The 13,466-nt window shown below is 64.9% G+C and carries 10 protein-coding genes and 10 tRNA genes; 18 read left to right on the top strand and 2 right to left on the bottom strand.

The features are described from left to right. Positions 1-113: 113 nt before the first annotated feature. Positions 114-1,754, bottom strand: coding sequence for a M48 family metalloprotease (locus FSZ13_RS06150; protein ID WP_145478468.1), 1,641 nt, complete (start codon positions 1,752-1,754; stop codon positions 114-116). A 155-nt stretch (positions 1,755-1,909) separates the two neighbouring features. Between FSZ13_RS06150 and grxC the strand changes: the two genes are divergently transcribed. The 3 genes from grxC (at position 1,910) to FSZ13_RS06135 (ending at position 3,893) form a co-directional block, all read left to right on the top strand. Continuing rightward, complete coding sequence (grxC, locus tag FSZ13_RS06145) at positions 1,910-2,209, top strand: glutaredoxin 3 (RefSeq protein WP_145478467.1); 300 nt, start codon at positions 1,910-1,912, stop codon at positions 2,207-2,209. Further along, positions 2,206-2,598: a carboxymuconolactone decarboxylase family protein gene (locus FSZ13_RS06140; protein ID WP_145478466.1), complete on the top strand. Its 393-nt coding sequence runs from the start codon at positions 2,206-2,208 to the stop codon at positions 2,596-2,598. The genes grxC and FSZ13_RS06140 overlap by 4 nt, the downstream gene beginning before the upstream one ends. Before the next feature lie 287 nt (positions 2,599-2,885). After that, the gene (locus FSZ13_RS06135; protein WP_145478465.1) at positions 2,886-3,893 is read left to right on the top strand and encodes an isocitrate dehydrogenase; all 1,008 of its coding nucleotides are present in this window, start codon (positions 2,886-2,888) and stop codon (positions 3,891-3,893) included. 181 nt (positions 3,894-4,074) lie between these two features. On the opposite strand, the gene FSZ13_RS06130 is transcribed toward FSZ13_RS06135, so the two are convergent. After that, complete coding sequence (locus FSZ13_RS06130) at positions 4,075-4,833, bottom strand: Bax inhibitor-1/YccA family protein (protein WP_145478464.1); 759 nt, start codon at positions 4,831-4,833, stop codon at positions 4,075-4,077. 154 nt (positions 4,834-4,987) lie between these two features. Here FSZ13_RS06130 and FSZ13_RS06125 point away from each other — a divergent pair. The 15 genes from FSZ13_RS06125 (at position 4,988) to FSZ13_RS06055 (ending at position 13,357) form a co-directional block, all read left to right on the top strand. Further along, positions 4,988-5,064 (top strand) — tRNA-Pro (locus FSZ13_RS06125). A gap of 46 nt (positions 5,065-5,110) precedes the next feature. Further along, a tRNA-Arg gene (locus FSZ13_RS06120) sits at positions 5,111-5,187 on the top strand. Between the two features lie 46 nt (positions 5,188-5,233). Next, positions 5,234-5,310, top strand: a tRNA-His gene (locus tag FSZ13_RS06115). Between the two features lie 85 nt (positions 5,311-5,395). Next, a tRNA-Lys gene (locus FSZ13_RS06110) sits at positions 5,396-5,471 on the top strand. A gap of 199 nt (positions 5,472-5,670) precedes the next feature. Continuing rightward, positions 5,671-5,746, top strand: a tRNA-Lys gene (locus FSZ13_RS06105). Between the two features lie 276 nt (positions 5,747-6,022). Continuing rightward, positions 6,023-6,107 (top strand) — tRNA-Leu (locus FSZ13_RS06100). 202 nt (positions 6,108-6,309) lie between these two features. Beyond that, a complete protein-coding gene (tig, locus tag FSZ13_RS06095; protein WP_145478463.1) occupies positions 6,310-7,605 on the top strand; it encodes a trigger factor in 1,296 nt (431 codons plus the stop codon). Positions 7,606-7,672: 67 nt separating this feature from the next. Continuing rightward, complete coding sequence (gene clpP, locus FSZ13_RS06090; RefSeq protein WP_102944205.1) at positions 7,673-8,299, top strand: ATP-dependent Clp endopeptidase proteolytic subunit ClpP; 627 nt, start codon at positions 7,673-7,675, stop codon at positions 8,297-8,299. 126 nt (positions 8,300-8,425) lie between these two features. After that, the gene (gene clpX / locus FSZ13_RS06085) at positions 8,426-9,715 is read left to right on the top strand and encodes an ATP-dependent Clp protease ATP-binding subunit ClpX (protein ID WP_145478462.1); all 1,290 of its coding nucleotides are present in this window, start codon (positions 8,426-8,428) and stop codon (positions 9,713-9,715) included. Between the two features lie 141 nt (positions 9,716-9,856). Further along, positions 9,857-12,322 (top strand): endopeptidase La, encoded by a 2,466-nt coding sequence (gene lon / locus FSZ13_RS06080; protein WP_145478461.1) that lies wholly within the window; start codon positions 9,857-9,859, stop codon positions 12,320-12,322. 205 nt (positions 12,323-12,527) lie between these two features. After that, a complete protein-coding gene (locus tag FSZ13_RS06075) occupies positions 12,528-12,800 on the top strand; it encodes an HU family DNA-binding protein (protein WP_145478460.1) in 273 nt (90 codons plus the stop codon). Positions 12,801-12,811: 11 nt separating this feature from the next. Next, positions 12,812-12,886, top strand: a tRNA-Val gene (locus FSZ13_RS06070). Between the two features lie 27 nt (positions 12,887-12,913). Beyond that, positions 12,914-12,990 (top strand) — tRNA-Asp (locus tag FSZ13_RS06065). Positions 12,991-13,114: 124 nt separating this feature from the next. After that, a tRNA-Asp gene (locus FSZ13_RS06060) sits at positions 13,115-13,191 on the top strand. 89 nt (positions 13,192-13,280) lie between these two features. Continuing rightward, positions 13,281-13,357 (top strand) — tRNA-Asp (locus tag FSZ13_RS06055). Positions 13,358-13,466: the final 109 nt, after the last annotated feature.

Below are 13,466 nucleotides of genomic sequence, written 5' to 3'. Positions count from 1 at the left end.
GTTTCATGACATGTTTGTGACTATGCCGCCGGCGGGTTCATCGCGGTGTCGCCCTCATGTCATCTTCACGCAGTCGGGGCTCCGGCCAACGCACTGCCGGCCCAGCCGCACCCTTACCGCCGCTCCAGCTCCGGATCATCAATGCCCTGCCGTCGCATCTCCAGCACCAGCGGGGTGATGGTCTCGATCCGGGCATCGACCCGCGCACGGCCCACATAGTCCAGCGCCGGCTGCTTCTTCAGCGCCTGCAGCTGGATCAGCGCCTGCTCCGGCCGGCCGTTCAGGAACGCCGCTTCGGCATACGCCTCGCTGGCCCTGACGGTGTCCCCGGCCAGCTCGCTGGCACGGGCAAAGCGCTGCTGGAACACCGGGTCGTTGCCGCTCTGGGCCATCAACGGCCGCAGCATGGCCTGGGCACGCTGACCGGCTTCGCGACCGCCCTGCTCGTTGAGGATTTCCGCGTAGGTCAGCGCCACCGGGCGGCTGCCCGGGTGCTGGCGCAGCAGGGTGTCGAAGCGGGCGTTGGCCTCGGCCCGCTGGCCGGAGCGCGATTCGGCCTCGCCCAGTGCCAGCGCCACCCACAGGTTGTCCGGATGGTCCTGCAGCAGCGCGGCCAGGTCACGCCGCGCCTCGGCAGCGCCGCTGTTGCGCAGCCGCGCCAATGCCAGGCCATAGCGCTGCGGGTCGGTCAGGCCGTTCTTCTGCGCGCGCTGCAGGTTCTGGTACTCGGTGGCCAGTTCGCCGGGGGTGTCGGCGCTGAGCACCCGCAGGCGCTCGCGGGCCCAGTCGAACTGGCCCGTGGCCCCGCGGCTGAGCGCGTTGACCGAGATCTGCATCGAGGCCGGCAACAGCGGGTTGTTGCGCTGGACCACCGGCTCGGACAACGACGGGTCGGCCGGGTTCACCCGCTCCTGGCGGATCCCGCCCGGCACGGCCGTGGTCAGCAGCACCGTGTCCTTCTTCATCTGCTCGGCGCGGGCCTTGGCTTCGCTGATGCGGGTGGTGTTGACCGGATGGGTCTGCAGGAAGTCCGGCACCGAATAGCCGCCGGCATTGCCGCGCATGGACGCGGACATGCGCTCGAAGAAGCCGGCCATGGCGTCCACGTCGTAGCCGCTGCGGGCCAGGGTGCGGATGCCCAGGCGGTCGGCCTCGGATTCGTTGCTGCGCGTGTAGTTGATCTGGCGCTGCTGCATCAGCCCCATGCCCGAGGTGATCGCGGCCATGGTCGCATCGCCGGAGGAATTGCCGCCCGCCTGCTGCGCGGCCACCACCGCGGCCAGCATGCCGAGCAGGATCGGGATCTGGTCGCGCTGCGCCCGTTCCACCCCGCGCAGCACGTGCTGCTGGGTGACGTGGGCGATTTCGTGGGACAGCACGGCGGCCACCTCGTCCTCTCGCTCGGCGGTCAGCACCAGGCCGGCGTTGACCCCGACGTAGCCGCCCAGGGTGGCGAAGGCGTTGATCTGCCGGTCGCGCAGCATGAAGAACGTGTAGGACTGTCGGGGCTGGGCACTGTTGGAGCCGAGCCGGGCACCCATGGTCTGCAGCCAGTCGTCCACCAGCGGATCGTCCAGCAGATAGCCGTAGTTGCGCAGCTCGCGCAGCATCATCCCGCCGTACTCGGCCTGGCGCGCCGGGGTCAGCAGCTCGCCGGCCGACGAACCGATGTCCGGCAGCTTGCTGTCCTGGGCCGACGCCAGCGGGGCGGCCAGGGCCAGGGTCAATGCGGCGGTGAGCAGCAGGGTGCGCAAAGCGGGGCTCCTGGTGGGCCTGTGGGGTGGGGAAGCGCGCCAGAGTGACAGGCCGCGGGCAAATCTGCGGTTAACCCACAGTGTTGCGCCGATGACATGGAAATCCGGGTGCAGGGCTACCATATACAGACACTCGTTCCGCTGTGGAGTTTCCCGTGAGCCAAGATGTCGCTTCCAACCCGGGTGGGAAGCCGCCCATCACCCTCTATTCGACCGCGATCTGCCCGTACTGCGTGGCCGCCAAAAACTTCCTGAAGAGCAAGGGCGAGTCCTGGACCGAGGTCCGGATCGACCTGGACCCGGCCGAGCGCGAGAAGATGATGGCCCGGACCCGCCGCACCAGCGTGCCGCAGATCTTCGTCGGCGACGTCCACGTGGGCGGGTACGACGACATGATGGCGCTGCATCGCGAGGGAAAGCTTGAGCCGCTGCTGAACGGGCAGGGCCAGGCATGAGCACGGCCGACGAGGGCAGCAAGGACCGGATCGCCGAGTTCACCGAATTCCGCCAGCGCATGAACCAGCGCATCCTGGGCGAGCCGAACCAGGTCGTGCGGCGCTTCTTCGCGCTCGACACCCAGACCTACCAGGCCGGCGCGCTGGACGTGAAGACCAAGGAGCTGCTCGGCCTGGTCGCCTCGATGGTGCTGCGCTGCGACGACTGCATCAGCTACCACGTCGCCCAGTGCAAGGACGCCGGCGTGACCCGCGAGGAGTTCTTCGAGACCTTCTCGGTGGGGCTGGTGGTGGGCGGTTCGATCGTGATCCCGCACCTGCGCCGCGCGGTGGACTTCTTGGACCAGCTGGAAGGCGGCGCTGAAGCCCCGGCAGTGCACGAACACTGACGGATGGCGCCGCCCGACCAACGGTCGGGCGCTACCCGGGCGCGCCACGGCGCCGGTAGGTACCGACCGTTGGTCGGTACGGACCCCGCACGCGGCATGGCACCGGTGGTACCGACCGTTGGTCGGTACGGGCCCAGGCGATCCGTGGGCCGGCAACGGCCGGCGCTACCTTGGTCTATTTGGGGTCCGGGGGCCGGCTGGGGCATAATTGCGGGTGAAACTTCCCTTGCGCCGACGCTCCGGACCCCGGACCCACGGCGCTCCCCCTCGGTTCGGAAACAAATCACATGACGCAGAAAATCACGGTCATCCGCGGTGACGGTATCGGCCCGGAGATCATGGACGCCACCCTGTACGTGCTGGGCAAGCTGGACACCGGCTTCGAGTACGAGGACGCCGACGCGGGCCTGGTCGCACTGGAAAAGCACGGCGACCTGATGCCGGCCTCCACCCTGGAGTCGATCGCGCGCAACCGGATCGCCCTGAAGAGCCCGCTGACCACCCCGGTGGGCGGTGGCTTCACCTCGATCAACGTCAGCCTGCGTCGCCACTTCGACCTGTACGCCAACGTGCGTCCGGCGGTGTCGTTCCCGAACACCAAGTCGCGTTTCGGCGATGGCGTGGACCTGATCACCGTCCGTGAGAACACCGAAGGCGCGTACCTGGCCGAAGGCCAGGAAGTCTCGGCCGATGGCGAAACCGCCTTCTCCGGCACCCGCATCACCCGCAAGGGTTCCGAGCGCATCGTGCGCTATGCCTTCGAGCTGGCCCGCAGCACCGGCCGCAAGAAGGTCACCGCCGTGCACAAGGCCAACATCATCAAGTCGACCTCGGGCCTGTTCCTGGCCGTGGCCCGCGAAGTGGCGGCCAAGTACCCGGACATCGAGTTCCAGGAAATGATCGTCGACAACTGCTGCATGCAGCTGGTGATGCGTCCGGAACAGTTCGATGTGATCGTCACCACCAACCTGTTCGGCGACATCATCTCCGACCTGTGCGCCGGCCTCGTCGGCGGCCTGGGCCTGGCCCCGGGCGCGAACATCGGTGAGAACGCGGCGATCTTCGAAGCCGTGCACGGCACCGCGCCGGACATCGCCGGCCAGGGCAAGGCCAATCCGTGCGCGCTGCTGCTGGCGGCCGCGCAGATGCTCGACCATGTCGGCCAGACCGAGAACGCCGAGCGCCTGCGCAAGGCCATCGTGGCCACGCTGGAAGCCAAGGATTCGCTGACCGGCGACCTCGGCGGCACCGGCAACACCATGGGCTTCGCCCAGGCCATCGCCAGCCGCCTGTAAGCGCGCGCTAGAGCCGACGGTAGAGCCGACTGTTAGTCGGCTGCTCCACAGGTAGAGCCGACTGTCAGTCGGCTGCTCCACAAAAAAAGGGCACCCCATCGGGTGCCCTTTTTCGTTGCGTTTACGTGCGGTCGAACAGCAGCCGACTAACAGTCGGCTCTACCCGCGTTGATGCTACGCATCAACGCTGCTGGATCTTCGACAGCAACCGCAGGAACTCCACGTACAGCCACACCAGCGTCACCATCAGGCCGAACGCGCCGTACCACTCCATGTACTTCGGCGCGCGCGCGGCGGCACCGTTTTCGATGAAGTCGAAGTCCAGCACCAGGTTCAGCGCGGCAACCACCACCACGAACAGGCTGAAGGCGATGCCCCAGCCGCTGGCTTCATGGATCACCGGCACGTTGATGTTGAAGAAGCCCAGCACGAACGAGGCCAGGTACAGCAGCGCGATGCCGCCGGTGGCCGCGACCACGCCCAGTTTGAAGTTCTCGGTCACCTTGATCAGGCCGCTGCGGTAGGCCACCAGCAGCGCGAACAGGGTGCCGAAGGTGAGCAGCACGGCCTGGAACACGATGCCCGGGAAACGCGCTTCGAACACCGCCGAGATCGCGCCCAGGAAGAAGCCTTCCACCAGCGCGTACATCGGCGCGGTGACCGGCGACCATTCCTTCTTGAACACCGTCACCAGCGCCAGGACCAGGCCGCCGATCGCGCCGCCAATGGCGTAGATCATCGCGCCCGGGGCGATCTGGCCATCGGCGCCGATGGTCTGGCTCCAGGCGAAGGCGGCGGTGAGGACCGTCAGCAGCAGCAGGATGCCGGTCTTGTTGACGGTGCCGTTGATGGTCATCGCCTGGTCGGGCGAGGTCACGACCGAGCCGCTGGCCAGGTCGAGGAAGGTCGACTCGGAAAGTGCGGGGTTGCCGCTGCGCATTGCCATTCTCCTTGAAGGGGTGGGGTTCCGGTCCATCCGGCACTGCGTCGAGCATAGCGGATGTGAAAAACCCTGTGAAAACCGTTGACAGATCCCTCGTCACTTCCCACAATAGCCGACTCTTTCGGGGGGAACCCCGAGGGAAGAAAACCACCGGGGTATAGCGCAGTCTGGTAGCGCGCCTGCTTTGGGAGCAGGATGTCGGGGGTTCGAATCCCTCTACCCCGACCACGTCCCGCTGCTCAAATCGGGACGGGAATGCGACAATCCGGTCAGAGCGCCCGTAGCTCAACTGGATAGAGCACCGGCCTTCTAAGCCGGCGGTTACAGGTTCGATTCCTGTCGGGCGCGCCAATCGGCGCAAACGCCAGGGGATTCAAAAAAATTCAAGGTTTCAGTGGTGGCTGTAGCTCAGTTGGTTAGAGTACCGGATTGTGATTCCGGTGGTCGGGGGTTCGAATCCCCTCAGCCACCCCACTGATTTGAAGGAACCCGGTTCGCCGAAAGCGGATCGGGGTTGCAAAAAAAGGCGCAGACGTTAGACTACGCGCCTGGATTTTCAGGGCTGTTAGCTCAGTTGGTAGAGCAGTTGACTCTTAATCAATAGGTCGAAGGTTCGAATCCTTCACAGCCCACCAAGACAGAAGCCGCCTGGTTCGCCAGGCGGCTTTTTTCTTGCCTGCGATTCCGACATGGCGCCGACACGCCGCCGCCCCCCGAACGAAGAGCAGCCACGCAGGGCGCGGCTCTACGGGCGTACAGGGCGCCTGAACGAAAATTGCAGGAACCCCTTGCACCTCCGTGCGGCATTGCGTCATAATTCGCCTCCCGATTTTCGGGCTGTTAGCTCAGTTGGTAGAGCAGTTGACTCTTAATCAATAGGTCCAAGGTTCGAATCCTTGACAGCCCACCAAGACAGAAGCCGCCTGGTTCGCCAGGCGGCTTTTTTCTTGCCTGCGATTCCGGCATGGCGCAGCCACGCAGGGCGTGGCTCTACTGCTGGGTCGCCAGGACGTAGAACCACGCCCTGCGTGGCTGAAACGTCTGCCGGGTCGCCAAAACGTAGAACCACGCCCTGCGTGGCTGAAACGTCTGCCGGGTCGCCAGGACGTAGAGCCACGCCCTGCGTGGCTGAAACGTCTCCGAAGCCCCCAGGTCACGGGTGAGGAAAGGCTATACTGCGCCCCTCGCGAAAGTGGCGGAATTGGTAGACGCCCTGGATTTAGGTTCCAGTGCCGCAAGGCGTGGGGGTTCGAGTCCCCCCTTTCGCACCATGCACCGGGGCCCGCCGTGGGAGGCGCCCCCCTGAACAGGCCCTCGATTGACGCTTCCCGCCGCGTGCTGGCGGCGCTGGCCGTTATCGGCGAAACTACAGGGCTGCGGCGTGGATGTGGGTCCACGACCGACGCGTCCATCACCCGCTTCATCCATCAAACATTCGAGCCGGGGGCAGTGCCACCGGCGGCAGGAGTCAACATGCAAGCTTCGATCGAATCCACCGGCAATCTGGAACGCCGCCTGACCTTCTCGCTGCCGGAAGACCGCCTGCAGACCCACATCAGCGGCCGCCTGGGCGAAATCGCCCGCACCGCGCGCATCAAGGGCTTCCGTCCGGGCAAGGTGCCGGCCAAGGTGATCGAGCAGCGCTTCGGCCAGCAGGTCCGCAGCGAAGCCGTCGACGGCCTGCTGCGTGAAACCTTCGACGCCGCAGTCCGCGAGCACGAGCTGCGCATCGCCGGCGCGCCGCGCATCGACAAGGGTGATGACGGCGAGTTCTCGTTCGTGGCCACCGTCGAGCTGGTCCCGGACTTCGGCGACGTCGACGTCAGCAAGCTGACCGTGGTGCGCCACACCGCCGAGATCAACGACGCCGACATCGACCAGATGATCACCAACCTGCGCGAGCAGCGCCGCAGCTGGAGCCCGGTCACCCGTGGCGCCCAGGACGGCGACCTGGTCGCACTGGAAACCTGGTCGCAGGCCGGCGATGAGCGCCTGCCGGCCGAAGGCACCGAAAAGGGCAGCGTGGTGGTGGGCCAGGGCATGATGTTCGAGCAGATCGAACAGGGCCTGGTCGGCCTGTCCAAGGGTGAGGAAAAGACCCTGGACGTCGAATTCCCGGCCGACTGGCGCGTGCCGGCACTGGCCGGCAAGCAGGTCAAGGTCAGCGTGAAGGTGGTGGACGTTTCCGAGCCGGTGCTGCCGGACGTCGATGCGGACTTCATCAAGAGCTTCGGCGTGAAGGGTGGCGACGTGGAACAGTTCCGCAAGGACATCCGCGCCAACCTGGAGCGTGAACTGAAGGGTGCGCTGATGAACCGCCTGCGCCGCGAAGTCGGCGAGCAGCTGATCGCCGCCTACGCCTCGGTGGAAATGCCGCCGCGCCTGGTCGACAACGAAGCCCGCGCCATGCTGGCCCAGCAGGTCGAGCAGATCCGCCGCAGCGGCCGCAACCCGGGCGAGATCCCGGCCGACGCCCACGAAGGCTTCAAGGACGCCGCCGCCAAGCGCGTGCTGGTCGGCCTGCTGGTCGGCGAAGTCGCCCGCCGCAACGACCTGCGCCTGGACCCCAAGCGCCTGAACGAAACCATGCGCCTCATCGCCTCGACCTACGAAGAGCCGGAGCAGGTCATTGAGATGTACCGCAACGACCCCCAGCTGATGAGTGGGCTGCAGAACCGCGTGATGGAAGAGCAGGTGATCGACTGGATCGCCGAGCGCGCCCAGCACACCGAGCAGCCGCTGTCGTTCCAGGACGCCATCCGCCAGTAAAGCGGGCGGCGTTTCATGCCCCGCGCCGCTGGCGCGGGGTGGTTTCCCCCAAATAGGTGCCTCAGAAATGGACAACCAAACCAAAGCCCTGAACATGGTTCCGATGGTGGTCGAACAGACCAGCCGCGGCGAGCGCGCCTATGACATCTATTCGCGCCTGTTGAAGGAGCGCCTGATCTTCCTCGTGGGCCCGATCGACGATCACATGGCCAACGTGGTGGTGGCGCAGCTGCTGTTCCTGGAAGCGGACAACCCGGAAAAGGACATCAGCATCTACATCAACTCGCCCGGTGGCGTGGTCACCGCCGGCATGGCGATCTACGACACCATGCAGTACATCAAGCCGGACGTGAGCACCATCTGCGTCGGCCAGGCCGCCTCGATGGGCGCGCTGCTGCTGGCATCCGGCGCGGCCGGCAAGCGTTATGCGCTGCCGAATTCGCGGGTGATGATCCACCAGCCGCTGGGCGGTTTCCAGGGCCAGGCCACCGACATCGACATCCACGCGCGTGAGATCCTCACCCTGCGTGCGCGCCTGAACGAGGTGCTGGCCAAGCACACCGGGCAGTCGCTGGAGACCATCGCGCGCGACACCGAGCGCGACAACTTCAAGAGCGCGGCCGACGCGGTGGCCTATGGCCTGGTCGACCAGGTCCTGGAGCGTCGCCCGGAAGAGTCGATCACCCCGGCCTGATGGTGCCGCCGGGCCGGGAAACCGGCCTGTTTCCGCAGGGTCGGGCTGGACTGGCGTCCTCCCGGCCCTGTGCTATTCTCGAATCGAACCCCCGTTCAGCGGGTGGGGTAACTGGGTAAGCGAAGCATGAGCGAAGACCGCCAAGGTCGTTCCACGGACACCGGCAAGATCCTCTACTGTTCTTTCTGCGGAAAGAGCCAGCATGAGGTGCGCAAGCTGATTGCTGGGCCGAGCGTGTTCATCTGCGATGAATGCGTGGAGCTGTGCAACGACATCATCCGTGAAGAGCTCGAGGAAAAGGCGCAGTCGGCGCGTAGTTCGCTGCCCAAGCCGAAGGAAATCCTCGAAGTCCTGGACCAGTACGTGATCGGCCAGAACCGGGCCAAGCGCACGCTGGCCGTGGCCGTGTACAACCATTACAAGCGCATCGAGAGCCGCCAGAAGAACGACGAAGTCGAACTGGCGAAGTCGAACATCCTGCTGGTCGGTCCGACCGGTTCGGGTAAGACGCTGCTGGCCGAGACCCTGGCCCGCCTGCTCAACGTGCCGTTCACCATGGCCGACGCCACCACGCTGACCGAAGCCGGTTACGTGGGCGAGGACGTGGAGAACATCATCCAGAAGCTGCTGCAGAAGTGCGATTACGACGTCGAGAAGGCGCAGCAGGGCATCGTGTACATCGATGAAATCGACAAGATCTCGCGCAAGAGCGAGAACCCGTCGATCACCCGCGACGTGTCCGGCGAAGGCGTGCAGCAGGCCCTGCTGAAGCTGATCGAAGGCACCGTGGCCAGCGTGCCGCCGCAGGGCGGGCGCAAGCATCCGCAGCAGGAATTCCTGCAGGTGGACACCAAGAACATCCTGTTCATCTGCGGCGGCGCGTTCGCCGGGCTGGACAAGGTGATCCAGGCCCGCTCCAACGACGCCGGCGGCATCGGTTTCGGTGCCAAGGTGAAGAGCGCCGAGCGCAAGCAGGAAGTGGGCAAGGTGCTGGCCGAAGTCGAGCCGGAAGACCTGATCAAGTTCGGCCTGATCCCGGAATTCGTCGGCCGCCTGCCGGTGGTGGCGACCCTGGAAGAGCTGGACGAGGCCGCCCTGGTCAGGATCCTGACCGAGCCGAAGAACGCCATCACCAAGCAGTTCAAGAAGCTGTTCGAGATGGAGCACGTGGAACTGGAGTTCCGCCCGGACGCCCTGTCGGCGATCGCCCGCAAGGCGCTCAAGCGCAAGACCGGCGCGCGTGGCCTGCGCACCATCGTCGAATCCGTGCTGCTGGACACCATGTACGACCTGCCTTCGGCGGAAAACGTCAGCAAGGTGGTGGTGGATGAATCGGTGATCGAACACAAGTCCGAACCGTACCTGATCTACCAGACCCCGCCGGCTCCTGAACAGAAGGCCGCTGGCGCTGAATAATCCATTAAGCATTTGAATTGATGGAAGTTTTTCAGAGCATCTTGCATCTGGACGCCGATGGCCCCATAACGGGGCCATCGGCTTTTTTGTATCCGGGCGACGCTGCCCGGAGGCCATCCCCGCTGCTCAACTGGAGCCCACATGGCCCGTTCCCCAACTGAGACTCTCGACCTGCCGGTACTGCCGCTGCGCGACGTGGTGGTGTTCCCGCACATGGTCATTCCGCTGTTCGTCGGCCGCGACAAATCCATGCACGCGCTGGAGCAGGCGATGGAAGCCGACAAGCGCATCCTGCTGCTCGCGCAGAAGTCGGCCGAAACCGACGACCCCACCGCTGCCGACCTCTACCAGGTCGGCACCCTTGCCCAGGTCCTGCAGTTGCTGAAGCTGCCCGACGGCACCATCAAGGTGCTGGTCGAGGGGCTGTCGCGGGTCAACGTCACCGAGGTGACCGAGCGCGACGGCGCGCTGCAGGGCGTGGCGTCGGAAATCGAATCGGACGAGTCGCGCGAGCCGCGCGAAATCGAAGCCATCGCGCGTTCGCTGATGTCGCTGTTCGAGCAGTACGTCAAGACCAACCGCAAGCTGCCGCCGGAGCTGCTGCAGACCCTGGCCGGCATCGATGAACCCGCGCGCCTTGCCGATACCATCGCCGCGCACATCAGCGTGCGCCTGGCCGACAAGCAGCGCCTGCTGGAAACCCTGCAGATCGGCGAACGCCTGGAAATGCTGGTCGGCCTGGTCGACGGCGAGATCGACGTGCAGCAGATGGAAAAGCGCATCCGCGGCCGGGTCAAGTCGCAGATGGAAAAGAGCCAGCGCGAGTACTACCTCAACGAGCAGATGAAGGCGATCCAGAAGGAGCTGGGCGACCTCGACGACGCGCCCGGCGAGCTGGAAGAGCTGGCCCGCAAGATCGCTGACGCCGGCATGCCCAAGCCGGTGGAAACCAAGGCCAAGGCCGAACTCAACAAGCTCAAGCAGATGTCGCCGATGTCGGCCGAAGCCGCGGTGGTGCGCAACTACCTCGACTGGCTGCTGGGCGTGCCGTGGAAGAAGCGCACCAAGGTCCGCAAGGATCTCAAGGTCGCCCAGGAAACGCTGGACGCCGACCACTTCGGCCTGGACAAGGTCAAGGACCGCATCCTCGAATACCTGGCGGTGCAGTCGCGGGTGAAGCAGATGAAGGGCCCGATCCTGTGCCTGGTCGGACCGCCCGGCGTGGGCAAGACCTCGCTCGGCCAGTCCATCGCCAAGGCCACCAACCGCAAGTTCGTGCGCATGAGCCTGGGCGGGGTGCGCGACGAGGCCGAGATCCGTGGCCATCGCCGTACCTACGTCGGTTCCATGCCGGGCCGGATCGTGCAGAACCTCAACAAGGTGGGCAGCAAGAACGCGCTGTTCGTGCTCGACGAGATCGACAAGATGTCGATGGACTTCCGTGGCGACCCATCCTCGGCGCTGCTGGAAGTGCTCGACCCCGAGCAGAACAACGCCTTCAACGACCACTACCTGGAAGTGGACCTGGACCTGTCCGAAGTGATGTTCGTGGCGACCTCGAACTCGCTCAACATCCCGGGCCCGCTGCTCGACCGCATGGAAGTGATCCGCATCCCCGGCTATACCGAGGATGAGAAGCTCAACATCGCCATGCGTTACCTGGTGCCCAAGCAGCTCAAGGCCAACGGCCTGAAGCCGGAGGAACTGGAGATCGAGGCCGACGCCATCCAGGACGTGGTGCGTTACTACACCCGCGAATCGGGCGTGCGCAACCTCGAGCGCGAAGTGGCCAAGATCTGCCGCAAGGTGGTGAAGGAAATCGCGCTGGCCGGTCCGGTCGCCGCTGCCAAGCCGGCCAAGGCCGGCAGGAAGGCGGCGTCGAAGAAGAAGGCGCTGGTGGTGGTCAACGGCAAGAACCTGGAGAAGTACCTGGGCGTGCGCCGCTTCGACTTCGGCCGCGCCGAGGAACAGAACGAAATCGGCCTGGTCACCGGCCTGGCCTGGACCGAAGTGGGCGGCGACCTGCTGCAGATCGAATCCACGCTGGTGCCGGGCAAGGGCGCGCTGATCCTGACCGGCCAGCTCGGCAACGTGATGAAGGAGTCGGCCTCGGCAGCCTTGTCGGTGGTGCGTTCGCGCGCCGAACGGCTGGGCATCGATGCCGAGTTCCTGCAGAAGCACGACGTGCACGTGCACGTGCCCGATGGCGCCACGCCGAAGGACGGCCCCAGTGCCGGCATCGCGATGGTGACCTCGCTGGTGTCGATGCTGACCAAGGTGCCGATCCGCGCCGAAGTGGCGATGACCGGTGAAATCACCCTGCGCGGCCGCGTCACCGCGATCGGCGGGTTGAAGGAAAAGCTGCTGGCCGCGCTGCGCGGTGGCATCACCACGGTGATCATCCCGGAGGAGAACCGCAAGGACCTGGCCGACATTCCGGCCAACGTCACCCGCGACCTGAAGATCATTCCGGTCAAGTGGATCGAAGAGGTGCTGGACCTGGCACTGGAAACGCCGCTGACGCAGCCGAAGCCGAAGAAGGATGGGCAACGCGTCACAGTGCGCGGCAAGAGCAAGGCACCTTCCACCACGCGCGTCAAGCACTGACGCGCGTCGTTGAATTGCCCGAAACCCGCGTCGTTATTGGCTTTTCAGCTTGCGCGGGTAGGGGTGCGCTGGTATAAAAGCACCACTCGCAGGTCAGCAGATCGTTGATCGGTGCGAACCGAGAACTCACTGGCGTCCGGCCACGTTGCGGGTCGGATGCTTTACTGTCGAACATGCGGAATTCCCGCCAAAGGAGCTGTACAGAATGAACAAGACCGAATTGATCGACGCCGTTGCCGAAGTCGCCGACCTGACCAAGGCCGATTCGGCTCGCGCCGTCGATGCCGTCATCGCTGCTGTCACCAAGGCCCTGAAGGCTGGCGACGCCGTGACCCTGGTGGGCTTCGGTACGTTCCAGGTGCGTGACCGCGCCGCCCGTACCGGCCGCAACCCGAAGACCGGCGACACCATCAAGATCGCTGCGTCGAAGAATCCGTCGTTCAAGGCTGGCAAAGCCCTGAAGGATGCCGTAAACTAAGCGGCTTGCTGGGGTGCTTAGCTCAGCGGTAGAGCGTCTCCTTTACACGGAGAGGGTCGGGGGTTCGAAACCCTCAGCACCCACCAGGCACTGCCAGTAAAAGTTTGAAATGTGGAGCGGTAGTTCAGCTGGTTAGAATGCTGGCCTGTCACGCCGGAGGTCGCGGGTTCGAGTCCCGTCCGCTCCGCCAGTTTCAACGAGGCCCCTGAGCGATCGGGGGCCTTGTTATCTGTAACAAGGTTGTATGGTCGGTTGTAGAGTCGACTGTTAGTCGACTGTTAGTCGACTGTCGGCCGACTTTGAAAAATTAAAACGGAGCGGTAGTTCAGCTGGTTAGAATGCTGGCCTGTCACGCCGGAGGTCGCGGGTTCGAGTCCCGTCCGCTCCGCCAGTTTTAAAAAAGTCCTCGAAAAGCAGTACTTCGAGGTGGGTTTTCTGAATATCTTCGGATATAATGATCGCCTGCAACGTTTCAAGCGCGGAGCGGTAGTTCAGCTGGTTAGAATGCTGGCCTGTCACGCCGGAGGTCGCGGGTTCGAGTCCCGTCCGCTCCGCCAATCATTGAAGGCCCCTGGTGCGAACCAGGGGCTTTTCTTTTGGCCTGTCGCCCGCCCCTGTTGGGGAGCGGAGCGAAGCGGGGTACACTGCCGGATTCGCCAATCGGGC

Origin of the sequence: Stenotrophomonas rhizophila (assembly GCF_007667275.1) — a bacterium.
GTDB lineage: Bacteria > Pseudomonadota > Gammaproteobacteria > Xanthomonadales > Xanthomonadaceae > Stenotrophomonas > Stenotrophomonas maltophilia_AE.
The sequence above is the reverse complement of the archived record's forward strand: the minus strand, read 5'-3'. Positions and strand labels throughout refer to the sequence as shown.

Excerpts from the sequence above, each read along its gene's own strand:
- FSZ13_RS06140 (WP_145478466.1), top strand. The coding sequence starts at position 2,206 with ATGAGCACGGCCGACGAGGGCAGCAAGGACCGGATCGCCGAGTTCACC.
- FSZ13_RS06135 (WP_145478465.1), top strand. The coding sequence starts at position 2,886 with ATGACGCAGAAAATCACGGTCATCCGCGGTGACGGTATCGGCCCGGAG.
- FSZ13_RS06130 (WP_145478464.1), bottom strand. The coding sequence starts at position 4,833 with ATGCGCAGCGGCAACCCCGCACTTTCCGAGTCGACCTTCCTCGACCTG.
- tig (WP_145478463.1), top strand. The coding sequence starts at position 6,310 with ATGCAAGCTTCGATCGAATCCACCGGCAATCTGGAACGCCGCCTGACC.
- clpP (WP_102944205.1), top strand. The coding sequence starts at position 7,673 with ATGGACAACCAAACCAAAGCCCTGAACATGGTTCCGATGGTGGTCGAA.
- clpX (WP_145478462.1), top strand. The coding sequence starts at position 8,426 with ATGAGCGAAGACCGCCAAGGTCGTTCCACGGACACCGGCAAGATCCTC.
- lon (WP_145478461.1), top strand. The coding sequence starts at position 9,857 with ATGGCCCGTTCCCCAACTGAGACTCTCGACCTGCCGGTACTGCCGCTG.
- FSZ13_RS06075 (WP_145478460.1), top strand. The coding sequence starts at position 12,528 with ATGAACAAGACCGAATTGATCGACGCCGTTGCCGAAGTCGCCGACCTG.